Origin of the sequence: Streptomyces sp. NPDC102274, from assembly GCF_044766385.1 — a bacterium.
In the GTDB taxonomy this organism is placed as follows: domain Bacteria; phylum Actinomycetota; class Actinomycetes; order Streptomycetales; family Streptomycetaceae; genus Streptomyces.
Window position 1 is genome coordinate 49,727 of record NZ_JBIWLW010000033.1, and the last position, 23,435, is coordinate 73,161.

The window sequence follows — 23,435 nt, forward strand, 5'->3', positions numbered from 1 at the left end:
AGTGGCGGAATCGACGATGCGGCAGTCCCGGCTGAAGGACGTGCTCCCGCTCGCGCCCATGCAGGAGGGTCTGCTGTTCCACGCCCTCTACGACGACGAGGCGGTGGACCTGTACGCGGTCCAGTTCAGCTTACGTCTCAACGGGCCGGTGGATGCCCAGGCGTTACGCGCGGCGGTCGAGGCAGTGCTGCGCCGGCACCCGAACCTCAGCGCCGGGTTCCGGCTGACCCAGCAGGGCCGGGCCGTGCAGGTCGTGCCCCGGCACCTCGAACTGCCCTGGGAAGAGGCCGACCTCACCGGCGTCCCGGCACCTGACCGCGAAGCCGCGCTGACGCGGATGCTGTCCGCCGACCGGGAGCTGCGATTCGACCTGGCCAGGCCGCCCCTGGTGCGCTGCACACTGGCGCGCACCGGAGAAACACGCCGCACCCTGATTCTGACGATGCATCACATCCTGGTCGACGGATGGTCGATGCCCTTGTTGATCGCCGACCTCTTCGCGCTGTACGAGAACGGCGGCGACGAGCGCGCCCTGCCGCCCGCCCCGCCCTACCGCGACTTCCTGACCTGGCTCGCCGCGCAGGACCGTGAGACCGCCGAGGCGGCCTGGCGCGAGACCCTGGCCGGACTGCCCGGACCGACGCTGTTCGCACCGCGTGCTTCGGGCGCCCGGTCGGTCACACCCGGCCGCGTGATTGCCGAGGTCCCGGTCGCCCTCGGATCCGCGCTGACGGCGCTGGCCCGCCGCAGCGACCTGACCGTCAACACCCTCTTCCAAGGCGCCTGGGGCCTGCTGCTCGGGCGTCTGACGGGCCGGCAGGACGTCGTCTTCGGAGCCACCGCGGCCGGCCGGCCGCCCGAGGTGGCCGGCGTCGAGAACATGGTCGGGCTCTTCGTCAACACCCTGCCGGTGCGCGTCCGCTACGGCGCGGCCGAGAGCGCCCTGGCCGCGCTCACCCGCCTCCAGCAACGGCAGAGCGTGCTGCTGGACCACCAGCACGTGGCGCTGGCCGACATCCAGCGCCAGACCGGTCTGGGAGAACTCTTCGATACCCTGGTGGCCTTCGAGAGCTACCCGAGTGACCCCGACGCCTTCCGGACGGCGGTGGGCGACGTGGAGATCGAGTCGATCGAGACCCACGACGCCACCCACTACCCGCTCGCCCTCATCGTGGTGCCGGGCGAGCGCATGCGACTGCGCCTCGACTACCAGCAGCACTGCCTGGACCGGCGCTCCGCCGAGCAGCTCGTCGAGCGGCTGATCAGGCTGCTGCAGGCGATCGCGGACGATCCTTACCAGCCCGTGGGGCGGATCAGCCTGCTGTCCCGGCAGGAGCGCGACGCGCTCGTGGCCGAACAGAACCGCCTCCCGCGCACCCCCGCCCTCCATGAGCTGGTCGAGGCCGAGGCAGCCCACACCCCCGACGCGACCGCCCTGCGCGGCGACGACGGACAGGAGCTGACCCTTGGGCAACTCAACGCGCGCGCCAATCAGTTGGCCCGGGTCCTCATCGGGCGCGGGATCGGGGCCGAGGACATGGTGGCGCTGGCCCTGATGCCGTCCGCCGCGTTCACGACCGCGGTCCTGGCCGTCCTCAAGACGGGCGCGGCCTACACGGTCCTGGACACCGGCCGCTCGCCGGAGCGGGCCGCCGAGCTGATCGCGGCGGCCCGGCCCGCACTCGCCCTTGTCGAGTCGGCCGGCTCCCCGGCCGGCCCGCTGGGCCAGGTCATCGTCATCGACGCCCCGGACACCCTGGCGGAGTCGCGCGCGCAGCCGGAGGGCGACCTCCGCCCCGGGGAACGCGTCCGGCCGGTGCTGCCCTCACACGCCGCCTGTCTCAGCCGCCGCTCCGGCACCGACGAGGACGTCGTGGTGCCGCACGGCGCCCTGGCCGATCTGGTGCTGCCCGGCCCCGGCGGGGACCACGCTCCAGGCGGCGTCCTGCCCGGCCCCGGGGCACTGGCGTCCGTGGCGGACATCCTGCACACCGCCGGCCCGGCCTTCGCCCGCCTCCGGACCCTGGTGCTGGACCACGCCCTGGAACCGGTGCCCATCGGCGCGGTGGGCGAGGTGTACCTCGTCGGCGGTCTTCCGCGGGCGTACCCCGGCCACGCCGACCGCACCGCCGAGGGCCTCGTCGCGAATCCGTACGGCCCCGTCGGCTCCCGGATGCTGCGCACCGGCTCCCTGGCGCGCCGCACCTCCTCGGGAACCCTCGTCCTCGTAGAGCGGTCCGACACACCGCGGGGCGCCGATCGGCTGCCGGACGTCCCGCACACCGCCCCACGCAGGCGCCCCGCACGCACACCGCAGGAGGAGCTGTTGTGCGGGCTGTTCGCCGAGGTCCTCGGCCGTCCCGCCATCGGTATCGACGACGACTTCTTCGAACTCGGCGGGCACTCCCTCATGGCGACCCGCCTCATCAGCCGGGTCCGCTCCACCCTCGGAGTCGAGGTCGACGTGCGTGCCCTGTTCGAGGCCCCCACGGTGGCGGCCCTCGGTCAGGTGCTGACCCGCACCGACGTGGCCCGGAGCGCGCCGAGCGCCGTCGACCGCCCCGACCGCGTACCGCTGTCGTACGCGCAGCGCCGACTGTGGTTCCTCGGACACTTCGAAGGCGTCGGCGCCGCCCTCAACATCCCGCTCGCCCTGCGCGTGACCGGCACCCTCGACACCACTGCCCTGCGGGACGCTCTGGGCGATGTCATGGCCCGGCACGAGAGCTTGCGCACGGTGTTCCCGCAGGATGCCGACGGCCCCTACCAGGCCGTCCTGAGCAGCGAGGACGCATGGCCCGAGCTACCGGTGACCGACGTCCGGGAGGCCGAACTCGCCCCGGCGCTGGCCGCCGCCTCGCAACACGTCTTCGACCTCGCCACCGAACCGCCGCTGAGGGCCTCTGTGCTCCGGGCCGGACCACACGAGAGCGTGATCCTGCTGCTGATGCACCACATCGCCGGCGACGGCTGGTCGCTCGGGCCGCTCGCGCGCGATCTCGCCGACGCGTACACCGCGCGCCGCGAGGGCCACAAGCCGCACTGGCAGCCCCTCCCGGTGCAGTACGCCGACTACACGCTGTGGCAGCGCGAGACGCTCGGGGAGGAAACGGATCGGCAGAGCCCGCACGCACGGCAACTCGCCTACTGGACCGAGGCCCTGGCCGGCCTCCCGGCCAGGATCGACCTCCCCGCGGACCGGCCGCGCCCCGAGGTCCCGAGCTTCGGCGCCGACGCCGTACCACTGAACATCGACCCCGATCTGCACCAGCGGCTGGCGGACCTGTCCAAGGCCAACCGGGCGAGCCTGTTCATGGTCGTCCAGGCGGGTCTGGCCGCACTGCTGACCCGGATGGGAGCGGGCACCGACATCCCGCTCGGCAGCCCCATCGCGGGCCGCACCGACGACGCGCTCGACGACCTCGTCGGACTCTTCGTCAACACACTCGTCCTGCGCAACGACACCTCCGGCGACCCCGGCTTCCGCGAACTGCTGCGCCGGGTACGCGCCACCGACCTGGCCGCCTACGCTCACCAGGACCTGCCCTTCGAACGCCTGGTGGAGGCCCTCAACCCGGTGCGCAGCACCTCGCACCAGCCGCTCTTCCAGGTCATGCTGGCCCTCCAGAACACCACGGAACCCGACTTCCGGCTGCCCGAGGCCCAGGCGCGTCCGGAGCCCGTGGACATGCCCGTCTCCCAGTTCGAACTGTCCGTCATCCTCAACGAGCGGCGTGACGACCACGGGCGGCCCGCCGGTCTCCAGGGCTGGATCCAGTACAGCAGCGATCTTTTCGAGCGGGAGACCGTCGAATCCCTGGCCGCACGGCTCGTCCGGCTCCTGACCGCCGCCGCGAACGAACCGGACCTCTCCATCACCCGGATCGACATCCTCGGCCCGGCCGAGCGGCGCCGGCTCCTGACGGAGTGGAACCACACCGGCACGGCAGCCACGCCCGCATCCCTGCACGCCCTCTTCGAACGGCAGGCCGCCCGCAGACCGGCCGCTCCGGCGCTGGTGTCCGCGGACGACGCGCTCTCCTACGCCGAGGTCAACGCCGCGGCCAACCGGATGGGCCGGGCGCTGCGCGCCCGCGGAATCGGCCCCGAACACATCGTCGCGCTGGCACTGCCCCGCTCCACCGATCTGGTGCTGGCCGCGCTCGCAGTCCTCAAGACCGGCGCGGCCTATCTGCCCGTGGACCCCGCGTACCCGGACGACCGTGTCGCCTTGATGCTGGCCGACTCGGCTCCCGCCTGCCTCATCACGGACAGCACCCGGGACACCGGCCGGCCTGCCGCTGTCCTCGCCCATCCGCAGCTCCTGGACCTGCCCGAACTGCGCCGGGAAGCGGCGGCGTACCCCGGCGCCGATCTCGCCGACCACGAACGCACCGCCCCCACCGACGTACGCCATCCCGCCTACGTCATCTACACCTCGGGCTCCACGGGCCGCCCCAAGGGCGTCCTCGTCACCCACCTGGGCATCGCCGACTTCGCCGCCGCCGAGGTGGAGGCGTTCGCAGTCGGGCCGGACAGTCGCGTGCTCCAGATGGCCTCGCCCAGCTTCGACGCCTCCGTACTGGAGATGTGCGTGACGTTCGCCGCCGGGGCGGCCCTGGTCGTGGCCCCGGCGGGCCCCCAGGGGGGCCGGGAACTGGCGGATCTCCTTCAGGAGCAGGCCGTCACCCATGCCTTCATCTCGCCCGCCGCGCTCGCCGGCATGCCGGAGTGTGCGCTGCCCCGGCTGGCCACCCTGGTGGTCGGCGGCGAGGCCTGCCCACCCGCCCTCGTGGCCCGCTGGTCCCAGGGCCGCCGGATGATCAACGCGTACGGACCCACCGAGTCGACCGTGGCCGCCACCCTGAGCGCCCCCCTGTCCGGTGACGGCACCGTGCCGATCGGCCGGCCCCTGCCCGGCACCCGCGTGTACGTACTCGACGACGCCCTGCGCCTGCTGCCTCCGGGCGTGGTCGGCGAGCTGTACATCGCGGGAGCCGGTCTGGCCCGCGGCTATCTGCACAGGACCGCCCTGACCGCCGTGCGCTTCGTGGCCGACCCCCATGGGCCCCGCGGCGCACGCATGTACCGCACCGGCGACAGGGCACGCTGGACACCCGACGGGCACCTCGAATTCGCGGGCCGGGCCGACGGCCAGCTGAAGCTGAGGGGCATCCGCATCGAGCCCGGCGAGATCGAGGCCGTCCTCGCGCAGGACCCGCGAGTGGCCCAGGCCGTCGTGGTCGCTCGCGAGGACGCGCCCGGCGACCGGCGGCTCGCCGCCTACATCGTCCCGAGGACACCGGCCGAGCGGCCCGACCCGGCCGAGCTGCGCGCTCGCGCGGCCCGCACCCTGCCCGCCTTCATGGTGCCGTCCGCCTACGCCGTGCTCGACGCCCTGCCCCTGACCGGCAGCGGCAAGCCGGACCGCGAGGCCCTGCCCGTCCCCGAGCCCGTGGACGCCCTTCCCGGCCGCGGCGCGCGCACGCCGCAGGAGCAGATCCTGTGCGGCCTGTTCAGCGAGGTCCTCGGCCGGGCCCAGGTCGGCGTGGACGACGACTTCTTCGCCCTCGGAGGACACTCCCTGCTGGCCACCCGGCTGACGGCCAGGATCCGGGCCGTCCTCGGCGTGGACCTGCCCGTGCGCGCCCTGTTCGACGCGCCCACGGTCGCCGGACTGGTCCACCACCTCGACGGGGCGGACGAGGCCTCACCCGCCCTTGGCTCCGTGGCACGCCCCGCCACCCTGCCCTTGTCCTTCGCGCAGCGCCGGATGTGGCTGCTGCACCGTATCGAGGGACCGAGCCCGACCTACAACATCCCCCTGGTGTTGCGCCTGTCCGGCACACTCGACCGGGCGGCCCTGCACCAGGCGCTGGGCGACCTGATGGAACGGCACGAGAGCCTGCGGACCATCTTCCCCGAACAGGCCGGCGTCCCCTGCCAGCGGATCCTGGACGCGGCCGAGGCCCACCAGGAGCCGAGCCCGGTGGACACCGTCGAGGAGAACCTGCCGGAACTGCTCGCCGAGGCGGTGCGCCACCGGTTCGACCTCACCGCCGAACCACCCGTCCGCACCTGGCTGTACGCCCTCGGCGGCGAACAGCACGTCCTGGTCCTCCTCATACACCACATCGCCGGCGACGGCTCCTCCCTCGCGCCACTGGCCCGTGACCTGGCCGAGGCCTACCGCGCCCGCGCCGCCGGGGAAGTCCCGGGATGGGGCGCTCTTTTGGTGCAGTACGCCGACTACACGCTCTGGCAGAACGAGCTCCTCGGCGACGAGGCCGACCCGGACAGCCGGGCTCACCGGCAGCTGGAGTTCTGGCGGCACACCCTCGCGGACCTGCCGGAGAGCCTCCACCTGCCCGCCGACCGGTCCCGCCCGGCAGCGGCGAGTTACCTCGGCGACGCCCTCGACCTGCATATCGATCCCGGCCTGCACACCGAACTGACCCGGCTGGCCCAGGAGAACGGCACCAGCCTGTTCATGGTCCTCCAGGCTTCCCTCGCCGTGCTGCTGACCCGGCTCGGCGCGGGCACCGACATTCCGATCGGCAGCCCCATCGCGGGCCGCACCGACGAAGCGCTGGACGACCTGGTCGGGTTCTTCGTGAACACCCTGGTCCTGCGCACCGACACCTCCGGCAACCCGAGTTTCCGGGAACTGCTCGGCCGGGTACGCGAAACGGACCTCGCCGCCTACGGCCACCAGGACCTTCCCTTCGAGCGGCTGGTCGAGGCGCTCAACCCCACCCGCTCCCTCTCCCACCAGCCGCTGATCCAGGTCGTCCTGGCGCTGCAGAACATGACGGAGCCGGCCTTCACCCTTCCGGGGCTGCACGCCCGAATGGAGCCGATGGGCACGAAGAGCGCGAAGTTCGACCTGTCGTTCTATTTCCGGGAGCGGCGCGCCGCCGACGGCACTTCCGAGGGCATCCACGGGTTCGTCGAGTACGCGACCGAGCTCTTCGACCGCGCGAGCGTCGAAGGACTGGCCGGGCGGCTGCGACGGGTGCTGACGGCCGTGGTGGCCGACCCGGACCTGCCTGTCGGACGACTCGACCTGCTGGCGCCCGGTGAACGCCAGGACCTGCTCGCGCTGGGCGGCGGCGCGGCCACGCCACTCCCCGACACCGGCCTCGCCGCCTTGTTCGAAGCCCAGGTTGAGCGCACCCCCGCGGCGGTGGCCGTGGTCGCCGACGGCGAAACCACCCGTACGACACTGTCGTACTCCGAACTCGACGAGCGGGCGGACAGGCTGGCGCACCGGCTGGTCGCGGCGGGTGTGCGGGCCGAGTCCTGTGTGGCCCTGCTCGTGGACCGGTCGCCGGACCTGGTGGTGGCTGTCGTGGCCGTGGCCAAGGTCGGCGGGGTATACGTACCGCTGCACGCGGACTGGCCGACCGAGCGCCGCAAGGCCGCGGTGGCCGAGACCGGTGCGCGTGTGGTGCTGGCCGACCGGCCGGGGCGCGCCACGGGCTGCGGCGCCGAGGTCACGGAGATGGTGATCGGCGCGGGCAGCGGCGACGAACCTCGCAGCACCCTGCGCAGGCCCGTCCATCCGGACTCTCTCGCCTACGTGATGTACACCTCCGGCTCGACCGGGGCGCCCAAGGGTGTGGCGGTCACCCAGCGGGACGTGGTGAGCCTGGTGCTTGACAGCGGCTGGGACGGTGTCACCGCGCCGCGCACCCTGGTGTACGCACCGCACTCGTTCGACGCCTCGACGGCGGAGCTGTGGGTGCCGCTGCTCTCCGGCGGCCGGCTGGTGGTGGCGCCCGAAGGCGAACTGGACGTCGACGCGCTGTCCGAGCTCATCACCGCCGAGTCCGTGGAGCGGCTGTGGCTGACCGCGGGCCTGTTCCACCTGATGGCGGAGCAGCGTCCGGACGCCTTCTCCGGCGTACCGGAGGTCTGGGCCGGCGGTGACGTGCTCTCGGCGGACGCCGTGCGCGCGGTGATGACCGCCTGTCCCGGCACGGTGGTGGTCAATGGCTACGGCCCCACGGAGACCACGACGTTCGCGACCCGGCACACGATGGGTCCGGAGCGGATGCCGACGGCTTCCGTGCCGATCGGCCGTGCACTGGACAACCACCAGGTGCGCGTACTGGACGACGGTCTGCAGCCGGTGCCGCGGGGCGCCACGGGCGAGCTGTACGTGGCGGGCGCGGGGCTCGCCCGGGGCTACTGGGGCCTTCCGGGCGCGACCGCCGAACGCTTCGTCGCGGACCCGTACGGCCCGCCCGGCACGCGGCTGTACCGGACCGGCGACCTGGTGCGCTGGGGCGCCGGCGACGCCCTGGAGTTCATCGGGCGCGCGGACGACCAGGCGAAGATCCGGGGCTTCAGGATCGAACCGGGTGAGGTGGAGTCGGTGCTGCGCCGGCACCCGGCGGTCGCCCAGGCCGCGGTCGTCGTACGTGAGGACCACCCCGGAGACAAGCGGCTGGCCGCCTATCTCGTCCCCGCCGACACCAGCACCGGGGACGGCGGCGTCGAGGCGGACGACCAGGTGGACGAGTGGCGCTCGCTCTACGACACGCTGTACGAGAACACCGCCGACATCGCTTTCGGAGAGAACTTCTCCGGCTGGAACAGCAGTTACACCGGCGGTCCGATCCCGCACGAGGAGATGGCGGAGTGGCGGGACGCCACGGTCGCCGAGATCCTCGCGCTGCGGCCACGCCGCGTGCTGGAGATCGGTGTGGGCACGGGCCTGCTGCTGTCCCGCATCGCCCCGCACTGCGAGGCGTACTGGGGCACCGACTTCTCCGCCCCGGTGATCGCTGCCCTCGAACAGCAGCTCCGGCAGCAGCCGGAAGGCTACGACGGGGTCACTCTCCACCATCGGGCGGCGGACGACCTCGACGGGCTGCCCACGGGCTGGTTCGACACGGTGGTCCTCAACTCCGTGGTGCAGTATTTTCCCAACGTCGACTATCTGACGGGCGTCTTGCGCGGCCTGGTCGACCTGCTCGCGCCCGGTGGCACCGTCTTCGTCGGCGATGTGCGCAACCTGAGGCTCGTCCGCACCTTCCACACCGCGGTGAATCTGCACGCGGCCCGTGGGGGAGAGGACCCGGCTCAGACCCGGCGGGCGATCGAGCAGAGCGTTCTCATGGAGAAGGAACTGCTGCTGGATCCGGACTACTTCCCCGCGGTGCGGCGGGAGATCGACGGGATCTCCGGTGTCGCCGTCCGCCTCAAGCGGGGTCGAGCGGGCAACGAACTGAACGGATACCGCTACGACGCGATCCTGCGGCGCCGCGGCGCGGACGGCCTCGACGGGGGCACGGCCGAGGCCCCGGCCAGGTGGCCCGAACTGCGCTGGGGGCTCGATGTGGACTCCCTGGAACAGGCCACCGAGGAGCTGTCGGTCACCGATACCGGCCGACTGCGGATCACCGGCGTGCCCAACGGCCGTATCGCCCACGAGGTATGGGCGATGCGGGAGTTCGAGCGCGGCGGTGACCCGGTGTCAGTTCTGCGTGCGGCGGCCGATGGTGACTTCGGCCCGCAGCCGGAGGACTTCCACCTGCTCGGAGAGCGGCTGGGGCACCGGGTGCGGATCACCTGGTCCGGCGGCAGCGCCGAAGGGGACATGGACGTCCTGTTCACGGTGGACGGGGCCGACGAACTGCCGCCCGATCTCGGCCTCTACCAGGACAGGCACCATACTGAGGTGTCCGCGTGCGCGAACAGCCCGGCACGGTCCGCCGAGGTCGGCGCGCTGGTGACCGAGGTGCGTGCCACGGCCCAGGACGCGCTGCCGGACTACATGGTGCCGTCGGCCTTCGTGGTGCTCGACCGGCTGCCGCTCACCGTCAACGGCAAGCTGGACCGCCGAGCCCTGCCCGTGCCGGACCTTGGCGGTGCGGCCGGCGGACGGCAACCGCGCTCGGCCCGTGAGCAGGTCCTGTGCGAACTGTTCGCCGAGGTGCTCGGCGTCCCCCAGGTGACGCTCGACGACGACTTCTTCGCCCTCGGGGGCCACTCGCTCCTGGCCACCCGGCTGGTCAGCCGCATTCGGGTGGTGCTCGGCGTGGAACTGGCCATACGGAACCTCTTTGAAAGCCCGACGGCGGCCCTGCTTGCGGAGCGCCTGGACCAGGGCGCGAACACCGATGCCTTCAATGCCCTCTTGCCCCTGCGTTCAACCGGTTCCCGTGCTCCTTTGTTCTGCGTTCACCCGGCCGGCGGCCTGAGTTGGTGCTATTCCGGGCTGGTCGCTCAACTCGGGAAAGACCGGCCGATCTACGGACTGCAGTCGCCGCGACTTTCCCATGTGTCCAGCATTCCGGACACGTTGGAGGAATCGGCCGCCGAATATGTGAAGCGTATTCGAGAGGTGCAGCCGAGCGGTCCGTACCATCTGCTCGGATGGTCCTTCGGTGGTCTCCTTGCGTACGCCATGGCGACCGAGCTTCAGCAACATGGGCAGGACGTCGCACTGCTCTCCCTCCTCGACGTATTCCCGGTCCAGGACGAAGCGGTGTACGAGTTTCCCGAGGACCAGATCCTGCCGGCGCTCTTCCAGGTCGTGAGCCGGGAACTGGCCCGCGTCAACGGTCAGGCCCTGCAGGGCGACCTGCTGATGGAGACCATCCGGCGCGAGGGCGGCGTGCTCGGCGAACTGCGGGAGTTCCACCTTGAGGCCGTCAGGGAGATCTGTCTGCGCAGCGTGCGGCAATTGCGCGCCTTCAAGCCCGCCGTATTCCACGGAGACATGCAGTTCTTCACCGCGGTCGAGGGTCGTACCGAAAATTCGGCGGACCACACGGCCTGGAGGTCCTTGGTCGACGGGAAGGTCGAGAACCACGACATCCATTGCGACCACGGCAGCATGACACAGCCGGGCCCCATCAAGGAGATCGGAAGAATCGTCGCGGCCAAGCTCCGTTCCCTGAAATAGCGGACATCAGCGAGACATTCACCGGAAACCACCGGAAGGAAAGAAACATGAGCAATCCCTTCGACCAGGAAGACGGCGCGTTTCTGGTGCTCGTCAACGATGAGGGGCAGCACTCACTGTGGCCCGCCTTCATCGAGATCCCGGTCGGCTGGACGAAGGTCCACGGCGAGGCCGGCCGCGAGGAGTGCCTGGACCACATCAACACCCACTGGACGGATCTGCGCCCCAAGTCCCTGGTGGAGGCCATGGCCAAGACCGAGGGCGGCGGGCAGTGACGTCGGAGGGCGGGGTCTCCCTGGTCGACGAGTCCTTACTCGTCGGCGTGACGGACGAGGACCGGGCGGTGCGGTCGGCCCACCAGTTCTACGAACGGCTCATCGGACTATGGGCGCCCGCGGTGATAGAGGCCGCCCACGAGCTGGGTGTGTTCGTGGCACTGGCCGAAGAACCGGCCGGCAGCGCCGATCTTGCGCGGCGGCTGGGCTGCGACCCCAGGGCGATGCGGGTACTGCTCGACGCGTTGTACGCCTACGACGTCATCGGCAGGATCCACGACACCATCGGCTTTCGCTACGTCATGTCCGCCGAGGCCCGGGAGTGCCTGCTGCCCGGCGGACTGTTCAGCCTCGTCGGCAAGTTCGCGCACGACATCGATGTCGCCTGGCCCGCCTGGCGGAACCTGACCTCCGTGGTGCGCCACGGCGCCCGCGACGCAGCCGGCACCGACAGCCCGAACCGGATCGCGGAGGAGGACTACGAGTCGCTCGTCGGCGGCATCAATTTCTGGGCCCCGCCGATCGTCACCGTGCTGTCCCGCAAACTGCGCACGCTCGGCAGGTCCGGCGATGCGACGGCATCGATTCTCGACGTCGGCTGCGGCACCGGCCTCTACAGCCAGCTGCTGTTGCGGGAGTTCCCGCGTTGGACGGCGACCGGGCTCGACGTCGAGCGCATCGCGGCGCTCGCGAACGCGCAGAGCCTGCGGCTCGGCGTGGCCGAGCGCTTCGACACCCGTGCCGGCGACTTCTGGAAGGGCGGTTGGGGAAGCGGGTACGACATTGTCCTGTTCGCCAACATCTTCCACCTGCAGACACCCGCCTCGGCTGCCCAGCTGATGCGTCACGCCGCCGACTCGCTCGCCGCCGACGGCCTGGTCGCGGTCGTGGATCAGATCATCGACGCGGACCGCGAACCCAAGACCCCCCAGGACCGGTTCGCGCTGCTGTTCGCCGCTTCGATGACCAATACGGGCGGCGGGGACACCTACACCTTCCAGGAATACGAGGAATGGTTCACGGCGGCCGGCCTGCAGCGCGTCGAAATCCTGGACACCCCCATGCACCGCATTCTGCTGGCCCGGCGCGCCACGGAAAAACCGGCGACGGGGGGACGGTGATGGGACGGTCCGAGACAGTCCGTCGCTACTACGAACTGGTCGATGCGGCGGACTACGAGACCATGTTCGGCATCTTCTGCGACGACCTGATTTACGAGCGTGCCGGAACCGCACCGCTCAAGGGAATCAAAGATTTCCGCCGCTTCTATCTCGCTGAACGGAAGATCAGCTCAGGGCGGCACTCCTTGGACGTGATCGTCGAGAGCGGAGACTGGGTCGCCGCTCGGGGAGTCTTTACGGGAGAGCTCCGCAACGGGCAACACGTGACCACCCGGTGGGCCGACTTCCATCACTTCCGGGGAGACAAGATCTGGCGCCGGTACACCTATTTCGCCGATGAAGTGATGTAGCAGTCGGACCCAAGAGGCTGAGGACGGAAGACTTATGACCACACGTTCGGGACCTTCTGTCCTGGAAATCGCCGGAATTGGATTCGGGCCATCAAATATGGCACTGGCGATCGCCCTTGAGGAGATCCATGGCGCCGGGGTGAACTCTCGGGGCCCCACCATGGAGTTCTTCGAGAGGCAGCCTGCCTTCGGTTGGCACCGCGGGATGCTGATGGAGGGCGCCACCATGCAGGTGTCATTCCTGAAGGACCTGGCCACCATGCGGGATCCGGGCAGCCGCTACACGTTCACGGCCTATCTGAAGGCCAAGGGGCGGTTGGCCAAGTTCATCAACAGCAAGACGCTCTTCCCGTTCCGCGTGGAGTTCCACGACTACCTGGAATGGGCGGCGTCCCACTTCGCTCCGGTGGTGTCGTACGGCAGTGACGTCCTCGGTATCCGTCCCGTCGTCGAGGACGGCGTCATGGAATACCTCGACGTGATCGTACGGACCTTCCCGGACGGCTCGGACCCGATCGTGCGCCGGGCCCGGAACGTTGTCATCGGCACCGGACTCGCCCCCTGGCTGCCGGACGGGGTGAAGGAGTCGGCGCGGGTGTGGCACAGCTCCCGGCTGATGGACCGGGCGACGGCCCTGACCGGGGCGCCCCGCGGGTTTGTCGTCATCGGAGCCGGCCAGAGCGCCGCGGAGGCCGCCGAATACCTTCATCACACCTTCTCCGGGGCACAGGTGAACGCGGTCTTCGCCCGCTACGGCTACAGCGTCGCGGACGACAGCCCGTTCACGAACAGCATCTTCGACCCGGAAGCGGTGGACGAGTTCTACGGTGCCTCCCAGGAGGTGAAACAGGATCTGCTCGACTATCACGCCAACACCAACTACTCGGTCGTCGACCTCTCCCTGACCGAGGAGCTCTACCGCAGGACATACCAGGAGAGCGTCCTCGGCCGGCAGCGGCTGCGCATCCACAGAGTCTCCCGCGTCCGGGCGGTGGAGGAACACCCGGACGGAGTGCGCGTCACCGTCGAGCATCTGCCGGACCGCTCCGTGGAGGTACTCGACGTCGACGCCGTCGTCTACGCCACCGGCTACCGGCCGAGCGATCCCGCTCCGCTCCTGCAAGACCTGTTGCCGGAGTGCAAACTCGACGACGCGGGCCGGCTCGCCCTCGACCGTGACTACCGGATCGTCACCGCCGGCGACGTCCGCTGCGGCGTCTACCTGCACGGCGGGAGCGCCGAGCGCACCCACGGCCTGTCGGCCGGTCTGCTGTCCAACACCGCGGTCCGCTCCGGCGAGATCGCCGACTCGATCGTCAAGAGGTAGGCCTTGTTCGTACCACCGATGTACCGGACGAAGGACGAGAGCTGGCTCCGCCGTGTCATGGAGCGATACCCGCTCGCGACGCTCGTCAGCAACGGCGAGCCGACCCCCCATGCGACGCACCTCCCGGTCATCTTCAGCCGGGACGACGCACAGGGCGCGGGCGGCCCGGTGGGCACCACACTGCTGGGGCACATGAACCGGGCCAACCCCCACTGGGCGGCGCTGACCGATACCTCGGCCGCCAAGCTCGTCTTCACCGGACCGCACAGTTACATCACCCCGACGCTCTACGAGACGACGCCCGCCTCGCCGACCTGGAACTTCGTGACGGTGCATGTAGAAGGCACCCTGCAACCCATCGCCGAGTTCGAGCAGACCCTCGACGTGGTGAGGGCCACGGTCGAGACCTTGGAGGCGGCCTTCGGAAACAAGTGGGAGATGGACTCCTCCCTCGACTACTTCCGGAACATCGGCCCAGCGGTGGGCGCCTTCCGCTTCTCGGTCACCTCCGCCGACGGAATGTTCAAACTCAGTCAGGAGAAGACCCCCGAGATCCAGCGCCGGATAAGCGACCGGCTCACCGCCACCGAGGCTGGCACCCGGCGCGAACTGGGCGCCATCATGGCCGAGTTCACCCTAGGAGCCCACGATGGCGTCTGATATTCGACAGGACCGGCCGCTCACCCGGCCGCTCACCGTGTGGGGCGGCCCCGCCGCCCCCGACTGCCTGCTCACCTCACTGCGCCAGACCGCGGCGGCGCAGCCCGACACGGTCGCGGTGGTCGATGACGGGACCGAGTTCACCTACGCGGCTCTGCACGACTGGAGCCTCGTCATCGCGACGCTGCTCACCGAGCACGGGGTGCGGGCCGCGGACCGGGTGGCGGTGACGGGACCACGCAGTGCCGCGATCGTCGCGGCATTCCTCGCCACGGTGAGGACCGGCGCCACCTATGTGCCGCTCGACCCCGAGTACCCGGCCAGACGCCTGGAACACATGCTCAAGGACAGCGGAGCCAGGATCCTGCTCCACACCGGTGACCGGCCCGGGTACGACACGGCCGCCACCACGCTGCGCATACCCGCCCCGCCGTCCACCCCTCCCCGCTCCGCGGACACCGTGGACCAGACACCGGTAGCCTGCGGACCGGACCTCCCCGTCTACGTCATCTACACCTCGGGCACCACGGGCTGGCCCAAGGGCGTGGCCGTACCGCACAGCTGCCTCGACAACATGGCCGCGTGGCAGTGGAACCACTCCGTGCGCCCGGACCTGCGGACCGGCCAGTTCGCGCCTCTCAACTTCGACGTCTGGTTCCAGGAAGTCCTGGGAGTCCTCTGCGGCGGTGGAACACTGGTGATCATGCCGGAACGGCTGCGCAGAGATCCCTTCGAGCTGCTGAGTTGGCTGCACCAGCACCGCATCGAGCGCCTGTTCCTGCCGTACCTCGCCCTCAACATGCTCTCCATGGCCGCCTCGGCCGAGGGCTCCCTCGACCACCTCTCCCTGGTCGAAATCAACACCGCGGGGGAGCAGGTCGTCTGCACACCCCCCATCCGCGAGTTCTTCGCCCGGCTGCCCCGCTGCCGCTTCAACAACCACTACGGACAGAGCGAATCGGCGATGGTCACGGTCCACACTCTCGACGGTCCCAGCGACACCTGGCCGTCCCTTCCGCCGATCGGCTCCCCTCTGCCCGGCTGTGAACTGCTGGTCGACCCCCTCGACCCCGCGGAACCCGAGGTCGGCGAACTGCTGGTGGCCGGCCTGCCGGTGTCCCTCGGCTACCTCAACCAGCCCGAGCTGAACACGCGGCGCTACATCGCCGTCCCGCCGACCCCACAGGGCCACACCCGCGCCTTCCGGACAGGCGACCTGGTACGCCTGGACGAAGGAATCGTGCACTTCCTCAGCCGGCGCGACCACGACGTGAAGATCCGGGGCACCCGTGTCAACCTCCTGGAGGTCGACGCCTGGCTGCTCGACCAGGACCATGTGGCCGAAGCTGTCTGCGTCGCCGTCGAGGCGGCCGAAGGAACCCGCAGCCTGCGCGCGGTCGTCACCGCCGAGGATCCCGCGGCGCCACCGGACACCCGGGCACTGCTCGCCGGACTCGCCACTGTGCTGCCCCCCACCTCCATCCCGGCGTCGCTCACGGTCGTGGCCGAACTGCCCCGCACACCCAGCGGAAAGATCGACAGAGAACAGGTCCACAAGCAACTCGCCGGGACTTCCGCCGACGCCACGCACTGCCCCCACTAGCCGGTCTGGAGCACACGAGATGGAGCCCGCAACCCCGAACCCCACCGAACGCGCACTGGCCGCGATCTGGGAGGACATCCTCAACGTCCGCCCCATCGACCGCAGCCAGAACTTCTTCGAAGGCGGCGGGGACTCACTGCTCGCGACCAAGGCCGTCCTGCGGATACGCCGGACCTGGCCCGTCGCCATGACCGTCCGGACGATCATCGATCGGCCGGTCCTCAAGGACCTCGCGGCGCACATCGATCTCCTGACGGCGACGACGGCCACGCCGTCCCCGCCCGTTGCCTGAGCCCACCCGAAGACGAGGACCACCATGGCACGCACACTGCTGGTGCTCGACTACCCGGGCCGCCGCACCGAGGCCCACATCAGCGACCTCGGCCTCGACGCCCACGGGTACGAGCTGCTCGACCTGCTGGCCGCCCCACTGCCCGACGAGGTGACGGGACGGGAGTACGCCAAGGCCCTCGCCGGCCGACACTCCCTCGAAGGACGGGAGGTCACCGCGGTACTGGCCTACTGCGCTGCCGCCCCCCTGGCACAGGAACTCGCCCGATACCTGGTGGAGGCGGGCCACCCACCGCTTCCGCTGATCTTCTTCAACGCCACCCCCGGCACCGCCGTCGGCGTGGCGCACGACTACACCGCGATTCTGGAGCAGCTCGGCGCCGCACCGCCCGGAGAACCGGCCACCGGGCTCGACCTGCCGAGGCTCCTTCAGTCCCCGCGCGACCTCATCCACGCGATGAACGGCGAACTCGACCGGATCGTCCGGCAGTCCCTCGTCGGCGACCTGTACGACGAGGAGGAGGTCAACGAGGCGAGCGCCCAGATCGTCGCGGTCTATCTGGACCTCCTACGGCACCAGATCGCCGCCTACCACTCGGCTGCCCCGGCCTGGGGCGGCGACGCGGTGAACGTCGTCTCGGCCGGCCATCCCATCCAGAGCGACTGGGCGGGAGCACGCAGAACCCATGTCGTACGGGTCGATTGCGCCCCCGCGGAACTGCTGTCCCGCTCGGAGACCCGCGACAGCGTCCTTGCCCATTTCCCTTCCCACCCTCACGAAGACTGAGAGGCGCGTTCCATGACATCAGCCACCGACCCGGAGTGCCCGCACGCCGCGGAGCACAACACCGGGCCCAGCATTCTGGCCCCCGAAGTGATCGCCGACCCCTTCGGCGCCTACCGCCGGCTGCGGGAGGAAGGCCCCGTCATCCGTGGCCAGTTCCTCGACGGCTCGCCCGCCTGGTATGTGACCCGCATGGAGGACGTCCGCTCCGTGCTCCGTGACCCCCGGTTCGTCGTCAACGTGGCCTCCGTGCCCGACCTGCCGATCGTCGATCCGCACGAGAAGCTGGTCGCATCGATGGGCTTCCCCGCCGAGCTGGTCAAGTACCTGTCCAAAAACGTCCTGAGCAGCGACCCGCCCGACCACACACGACTGCGCCGCCTCGTCTCGCGTACGTTCACCGGCCGTCGGGTGTCCGCGCTGCGGCCACGCGTGGAGCAGATCACCGACGAGCTGCTGACGACCCTGCCCGACCACGCCGAGAACGGGGTGCTCGACCTCATCCCCCACTTCGCCTATCCGCTGCCGATCATCGTCATCTGCGAACTGTTCGGGATACCCGAGGCGGACCGCCCCCTGTGGCGGCAATGGGGAACCGACCTCGTCTCCATGGACCCCCAGCGCATGGCCACCGCCGCTCCGGCCCTCATCGAGCACATTCACTCACTGATCGACGCGCGCCGCGCCAACCTCACCGACGACCTGTTGAGCGGCCTCATCCGCACGCACGACGACGGGGACCGGCTCGACGACGTCGAGATGGTCGCCATGGTCCTGGCCCTCGTCCTGGCCGGACACGAGACGACCGCCCACCTCATCGCCAACGGCACCCTCGCCCTGCTCACCCACCCCGAACAGCTCGAACTCCTGCGCAGCCGACCAGACCTGATGCCGGGCGCCGTACACGAACTGATCCGCTGGTCCGGCCCCGTGCACATCACCCGGCTGCGCTACGCGGCCGAGGACGTCGAACTCGCCGGCACCAAGATCAGGAAGGGGGAAGCCGTCCAGGCCATCCTCGTCTCCTCGAACTTCGATCCCCGCGAGTTCCCCGACCCCCACCGGATCGATGTCACCCGCCACTCGGCGGCCGGGGAGAGCCATGTGAGCTTCGGCTACGGCATCCACTACTGTCTGGGCGCCGCGCTGGCCCGCCTGGAGGTCGAGGTCGCGTTCGCCAAACTGCTGACCCACTGTCCGAACCTGGCGCTCGCCACCGACCTCGGGCAGCTGGAGCGCACCCAGCTGCCCGGCGCCTGGCAGCTGAAGCGACTTCCGGTACGACTGTGACACTGTACGCCGCAAGCCGCTGACGACCTGGTCCCGGCCTCCGAGGCGCATCTCGCGCCGAGGCCCGCTCGCGCCCGCACCGGAAGTCAACTGTCGCTGCCACTCTTCTCGCTGTCGACCTCAGGGCGGAAGGGAAGTCGGATGCGGAAGGTGGCGCCCTCTCCCGGGGCTGTGCGGATCTCCACTCGGCCGTGGTGTGCTGCCACCAGGGAGTCGACGATCGCCAGGCCCAGGTCGGCTCCGCCTCCTTGTGCGCGTCCGCGTGCGTTGTCCGCGCGATAGAAGCGGTCGAACACGCGGGCCGCCTGGTCGGCAGTCATGCCGGGGCCTTCGTCGGCCAGTTCGAGGACCGCGGTGGTGCCCTCGGCGCCCACGCCAATGCGAACCGGTGTGCCGGGTGGGGTGTGGGCGATGGCATTGCCCACAAGGTTGGAGGTCACCTGGCGCAGACGCGCCTCGTCGCCGAGGACCGGTGCGACGCCGGGAGGACCGCCGTCGATGCCGGTGAGCGTGACGGGGTGTTCGGGATCGAGGGCGCGCAGATCGTGCAGCGCGTCGGCGGCCAGGGTGCGTAGGTCCATAGGGGTGAGGTGGAGAGGCAGGTGCGCGCCGGCATCGGCGGCGTCTTCGTCGAGGCGGGCGAGCAGCAGCAGGTCCTCGACCAGGCGGACGAGGCGGGCGGCGTCGCGTTCGATGCGGTTCATCGCGGTGTCGACGTCGGTGCGCTCGGCCATACCGCCCATCCGGTACAGCTCGGTGAAGCCTTTGATGCCGAACAGGGGAGTGCGTAGTTCGTGGCTCGCGTCGTCGCCGCCGAAGTCGTAGCGCCAGACCTGTCCCAGGACCTGGTCCCTGGACAGGACCTGGCCGGCGTTTGCCATCAGCACGTGCAGCAGGCTGAACTCGGTCGGGGAGAGCTGCACCGGCTCTCCGGCTGGAGGATGTTGAGGAAGGCGCGGAACTGTTCATCGGTGCCGTCCGGCGGGATCGCCTCTTTGAGCGCGGCGAGCAGACTCGGGTCGGCGGTGCGGTAGTTGGCCCGGCCGACACCGAGTTCGGCGGCGTTGCCGACGTTCAGGGCGGTGGGAGTTGCTGGAGACGGTTGCCATACGGGTCAGTCCAATGTCCGGTGGGCGGCGCCGCAGGCCTGCGCCCGCACGCGTGCCTGACGATCCGCCTGTGCAGGAGACGCTGTCCGTCGGCGCCTCCTGCACAGTGGGCGGCTGCTTTGACCCGAACCTACTTCTGCAGGAAGGACTGCAGCATGGCCGTCACTTCCTGCGGCTTCTCCTCGGTCACCCAGTGACCCGACCCCTTCAGGACCCGGCCGTCGACGTTCACGGCGTAGTCACGCCATTGGTCGGCGATTTTGCCACCGAACGATGCCTGGCCGCCGATCGCCAGGATGGGCATCCGCAGTTTGCCCTCGGCCAGGAACTTCTTGTTCTGCTGGACGTCTTGGCGGAGCTGGCGGTACATGCTCATCCAGGCCGTCGTGCGGCCGGGCTCCTTCAGGTAGTGGGCGTAGAGGTCGTAGTCAGCCGGGCCGAACGCTGACTTGTTGGCCAGAAGCTCCCCGATGAAGCCCTGGACGAAGGTGCGCTCGTGACCGGCGATGAGCTGCTCGGCGAGAGGCAGCTGGAACAGGCCGAAGTGCCACATCGACGGGGTTTTCGGGTCGGCCTCCAGAGCCGGGAAGCTGTACAGGCTGTCGTCCGGGATGGGAGCTTCCATCACGGCCATGCGGCGCACCTCCGACGGCCACTGGGCCGCGTAGGCGTAGCTGACCCAGAGACCGACGTCGTGGCCGACGATCTGGACGCCGTTGTTCAGCTTCAGCTGCTTCAGCAGCTGATGCACGTCATCAGCCATCTGCGCCTTCTGGTAACCGCTCTTGGTGACCTCGGAGTTGCCGGCGCCGCGCAGGTCGACGGCGATCACTGTGTGAGTCTTGGAGAGCGGACCCATCTGATGCCGCCACTCGGCCCACGTCTGAGGGAACCCGTGGATCAGCACCACCGGTGGACCTTTGCCGCCTCGCAGGTAGTGCATGCGGAAGCCTTTTACTTCCGCGTACTTGGACTGAAAACCAGGGGGCGGTTCCGCTCGCGGGTAAGGCGACCGCGACTGCGCCGCCGAGGTGCCGCGTCCGCGACTCTCGCTCCATGCTCCGGCGCTCGCGGTGACGGAGACGACCAGGACGGCCACCAACGCCGCGATGGGCGAGATGAGCCTATGGGTCTTTCCTGTTCGGGTGCCCATGATTCACCACCTACCTGAAGTCGGTTTCTCGTCAGGCGTCACCGGCACACGTGAGTACGGTCAAGCCACCCACCGAATCCGGCACGGCACACACCGACGAATTCACCCTGCGCTTCCTCAATCTCCCCCCAGTCCACCCGGACAGCAAGCCGAACCCAGTACCCCGGAAAAGGGGTGTCGTCAAGACCGCCTCAATATCCCTGGTGCCCACTGGGGCCTGACCGGGGTGTATTAGGAATCAGTGATTCGTCTGTTTGGTCGACGAGTTGGTCGGTGGGCTGTTCGGCCCGCACTCGGCCGGCGTTCTCGTCGAGCCGGATACCGAAGAGGACTGCCGTCGCAGCGGTGACGCCTATGGCGGGTAGAGCCACGGCAGGCCGGATCAGTCGGTGAAGGCGACGCATGCCGCAAGATCCTTTTGTGTTTCGAGTGCGCTGAGACGTGTGGTGAGTGCGGTGTGGACGGCGTCGTAGGTGTCGGAGCCGAGAGCCAGGCGCAGAGGCGGGTTCGGGTGGCGGGTGGTGTCGTAGATGATCGCGGCGAGCTTGGCGGGGTCGCCGGTGAAGACGCTCTCGTCGGCGGTCTCCAGGTAACGCCGTGTCTGGCCGACGGCGTTGTCGCGGTATGCGGTCGATTCGGTGGTGTAGTGCAGGGCCGAAGCGAAGCCGGTGCGGGTGGCGCCGGGCTCGACCAGAGTGAGGTGAATGTTGAAGTCGCGGACTTCGCCGCTGACGCTCTCGGTGAAGCCTTCCAGCCCCCACTTGCCCGCGTGATAGGCGCTGTGCGTGGGGATGCCGATCTGGCCGCCCATGCTGGAGATCTGGATGATCCGGCCTCCGCCCTGCTCGCGCATCGGCTTCAGGAAGGCCCGGGTGACGAGCATCGGGGCGAGCAGGAGGACCTCGATCTGGTCGCGGATCTGCGCGACGGTCATTTCTTCGGCGGCGCCCACGACCGCGTATCCGGCGTTGTTGACCACGACATCCACCCGGCCGGATTCGAGGGTCCTGCCGATCACGTTGTCGACGTCGGCCGGTCGGGTGAGGTCGAGGGTCTCGACGGTCAGATGGCCGCCGTACTTCGCGCGCAGGTCCTCCAGTGCCGCGGGTCGGCGGACCGCGGCCGTGACGTGGTCGCCGTTCCGCAGTGCGTGCTCGGTGAGGTGGCGGCCCAGGCCGCCGGAGGCGCCGGTGACGAACCAGCGTAGGGCCCTGTCGGATGAAGAGGGCATGGGAAACTCCCCGGGTAGACTGTTACCGGAATCTGTTCCGTTTAATCTAGCCGGAACAGATTCCGGAAAGCAATCGGAACCAGGCCCGAAGGGACCCACTTGCCCGCAACTCCCCGCCGGACCAGGAGCGACGCGCTACAGAACCGGGAACGTCTGCCGGAGGCCGCCGCGCAGGCCTTCGCCGAGCAGGGACTGGACGCATCTCCGGCGGCCATCGCCCAGCGGGCGGGCGTCGGTGTCGGCACGCTTTACCGCCACTTCCCGACCCGGGAGGCACTGATCGAGGCCGCCTGCCGGCGTCAACTCACCCGCGTGTGCGAAGAGGTGGCCGAGCTCCTTCCCCACCACACGGCTGCCGAGGCCACCCGGGCGTGGATGGAGCACTTCCTGGACTACGCGACGGCCGAGATCGGCATGTCAGAGGCCCTCAACATCGTCACCCCATCTGCGGGCAGAGGCGTCAGCGGCCGCCCGCGGCCATGGCCGCGCCGACGATTCCCGCGTTGTTCTCCAGCTGCGCCGGGGTCATCTCCGCCCTGATCCCCTTGATCAGCGGCAGGAACCTGTCCGCCTTCCGGCTGACGCCGCCGCCGATGATGAACAGCTCGGGCGAGAACAGCATCTCCACGTGCTTCAGGTACTTCTCCACGCGCTGCGCCCAGTGATGCCAGCTCATGTCGTGGTCGTCCTTGACCTTGCTGGACGCGTGCTTCTCCGCCTCGTGGCCATTCAGTTCCAGGTGCCCCAACTCGGTGTTGGGCACCAGCCGGCCGTCGACGAAGAAGGCGCTGCCGATGCCCGTGCCGAAGGTCAGCAGCAGCACCACGCCCTTGCGGCCCTGGCCGGCGCCGAACGTCATCTCGGCGACACCCGCCGCGTCGGCGTCGTTGAGGATGTTGACCGGTATACCGAGCCGGTCGCCGATCAGTCGGCCCGCGTCCGTGCCGACCCAGGCCGCGTCGACGTTGGCCGCCGTACGGATCACGGATCCCGTCACCACACCGGGGAAAGTGATTCCCACCGGCCCCGACCAGCTGAAGTGCTCCACGACATGCGCCACCCCCTCGGTCACGCCCTCGGGGGTGGCCGGGTGCGGGGTGAGTACTTTGTAGCGCGGTTCCTCGAGGTCGCCGCGTTCCAGGTCAACGGGTGCGCCCTTGATGCCCGAACCGCCGATGTCCACTCCGAAGACCTTCATGAATCTCACGTTACGGCCATCCGGCGACGGCTACCCCCCGGCCGCTTCCGGGCGCGGCCTCGGCGGGCACGCGGGTCATGGTGCCGGCGAAGACGGAGCGGTACGCGCCCCAGGCGTGGCTTTTC

14 protein-coding genes and 1 pseudogene are annotated in these 23,435 nt (G+C 69.8%); 11 read left to right on the plus strand and 4 right to left on the minus strand.

The window, feature by feature from the left end; all coding sequences use genetic code 11:
* Position 1 precedes the first annotated feature (1 nt).
* From ACIRQP_RS33015 to ACIRQP_RS33060, 10 genes are all read left to right on the plus strand, one after another.
* On the plus strand, positions 2 to 10,918 hold the full coding sequence (locus ACIRQP_RS33015) for an amino acid adenylation domain-containing protein (RefSeq protein WP_403896740.1): 10,917 nt from the start codon (positions 2 to 4) through the stop codon (positions 10,916 to 10,918).
* 47 nt (positions 10,919 to 10,965) lie between these two features.
* Entirely contained in the window at positions 10,966 to 11,193 is a 228-nt protein-coding gene (locus tag ACIRQP_RS33020) for an MbtH family protein (RefSeq protein WP_403896743.1), read from the plus strand.
* 68 nt (positions 11,194 to 11,261) lie between these two features.
* Positions 11,262 to 12,314 carry a methyltransferase gene (locus ACIRQP_RS33025; RefSeq protein ID WP_403896825.1) on the plus strand — a complete coding sequence of 351 codons (1,053 nt, stop codon included), beginning with the start codon at positions 11,262 to 11,264 and terminating at the stop codon, positions 12,312 to 12,314.
* Positions 12,314 to 12,664, plus strand: coding sequence for a nuclear transport factor 2 family protein (locus tag ACIRQP_RS33030; protein WP_403896745.1), 351 nt, complete (start codon positions 12,314 to 12,316; stop codon positions 12,662 to 12,664). The genes ACIRQP_RS33025 and ACIRQP_RS33030 overlap by 1 nt, the downstream gene beginning before the upstream one ends.
* Before the next feature lie 34 nt (positions 12,665 to 12,698).
* Positions 12,699 to 13,991: a lysine N(6)-hydroxylase/L-ornithine N(5)-oxygenase family protein gene (locus ACIRQP_RS33035; RefSeq protein WP_403896748.1), complete on the plus strand. Its 1,293-nt coding sequence runs from the start codon at positions 12,699 to 12,701 to the stop codon at positions 13,989 to 13,991.
* Positions 13,992 to 14,009: 18 nt separating this feature from the next.
* Positions 14,010 to 14,651 carry an FMN-binding negative transcriptional regulator gene (locus ACIRQP_RS33040; protein ID WP_403896751.1) on the plus strand — a complete coding sequence of 214 codons (642 nt, stop codon included), beginning with the start codon at positions 14,010 to 14,012 and terminating at the stop codon, positions 14,649 to 14,651.
* Positions 14,641 to 16,254, plus strand: a complete 1,614-nt coding sequence (locus tag ACIRQP_RS33045; RefSeq protein ID WP_403896754.1) for an AMP-binding protein — start codon at positions 14,641 to 14,643, stop codon at positions 16,252 to 16,254. Before ACIRQP_RS33040 ends, ACIRQP_RS33045 begins: the two co-directional genes overlap by 11 nt.
* 19 nt (positions 16,255 to 16,273) lie before the next feature.
* Positions 16,274 to 16,546 carry a phosphopantetheine-binding protein gene (locus ACIRQP_RS33050; protein ID WP_403896757.1) on the plus strand — a complete coding sequence of 91 codons (273 nt, stop codon included), beginning with the start codon at positions 16,274 to 16,276 and terminating at the stop codon, positions 16,544 to 16,546.
* 24 nt (positions 16,547 to 16,570) lie between these two features.
* Positions 16,571 to 17,332 (plus strand): hypothetical protein, encoded by a 762-nt coding sequence (locus tag ACIRQP_RS33055; RefSeq protein ID WP_403896760.1) that lies wholly within the window; start codon positions 16,571 to 16,573, stop codon positions 17,330 to 17,332.
* 12 nt (positions 17,333 to 17,344) lie between these two features.
* A complete protein-coding gene (locus ACIRQP_RS33060) occupies positions 17,345 to 18,619 on the plus strand; it encodes a cytochrome P450 (RefSeq protein ID WP_403896763.1) in 1,275 nt (424 codons plus the stop codon).
* Positions 18,620 to 18,705: 86 nt separating this feature from the next.
* Here ACIRQP_RS33060 and ACIRQP_RS33065 read toward each other — a convergent pair.
* The 3 genes and pseudogenes from ACIRQP_RS33065 to ACIRQP_RS33075 form a co-directional block, all read right to left on the minus strand.
* Positions 18,706 to 19,425, minus strand: a pseudogene (locus ACIRQP_RS33065) (sensor histidine kinase); the annotation flags it as partial.
* A gap of 433 nt (positions 19,426 to 19,858) precedes the next feature.
* Positions 19,859 to 20,881, minus strand: coding sequence for an alpha/beta fold hydrolase (locus tag ACIRQP_RS33070; protein ID WP_403896766.1), 1,023 nt, complete (start codon positions 20,879 to 20,881; stop codon positions 19,859 to 19,861).
* Between the two features lie 382 nt (positions 20,882 to 21,263).
* Positions 21,264 to 22,112 (minus strand): SDR family oxidoreductase, encoded by an 849-nt coding sequence (locus ACIRQP_RS33075; protein WP_403896768.1) that lies wholly within the window; start codon positions 22,110 to 22,112, stop codon positions 21,264 to 21,266.
* 99 nt (positions 22,113 to 22,211) lie between these two features.
* Here ACIRQP_RS33075 and ACIRQP_RS33080 point away from each other — a divergent pair, with 99 nt between their 5' ends.
* Positions 22,212 to 22,652 carry a TetR/AcrR family transcriptional regulator gene (locus tag ACIRQP_RS33080; protein ID WP_403896771.1) on the plus strand — a complete coding sequence of 147 codons (441 nt, stop codon included), beginning with the start codon at positions 22,212 to 22,214 and terminating at the stop codon, positions 22,650 to 22,652.
* Here the strand turns inward: ACIRQP_RS33080 and ppgK are convergent.
* Entirely contained in the window at positions 22,573 to 23,310 is a 738-nt protein-coding gene (ppgK, locus tag ACIRQP_RS33085; RefSeq protein WP_403896773.1) for a polyphosphate--glucose phosphotransferase, read from the minus strand. The two genes, ACIRQP_RS33080 and ppgK, sit on opposite strands and share 80 nt — an antisense overlap.
* Between the last annotated feature and the right edge of the window lie 125 nt (positions 23,311 to 23,435).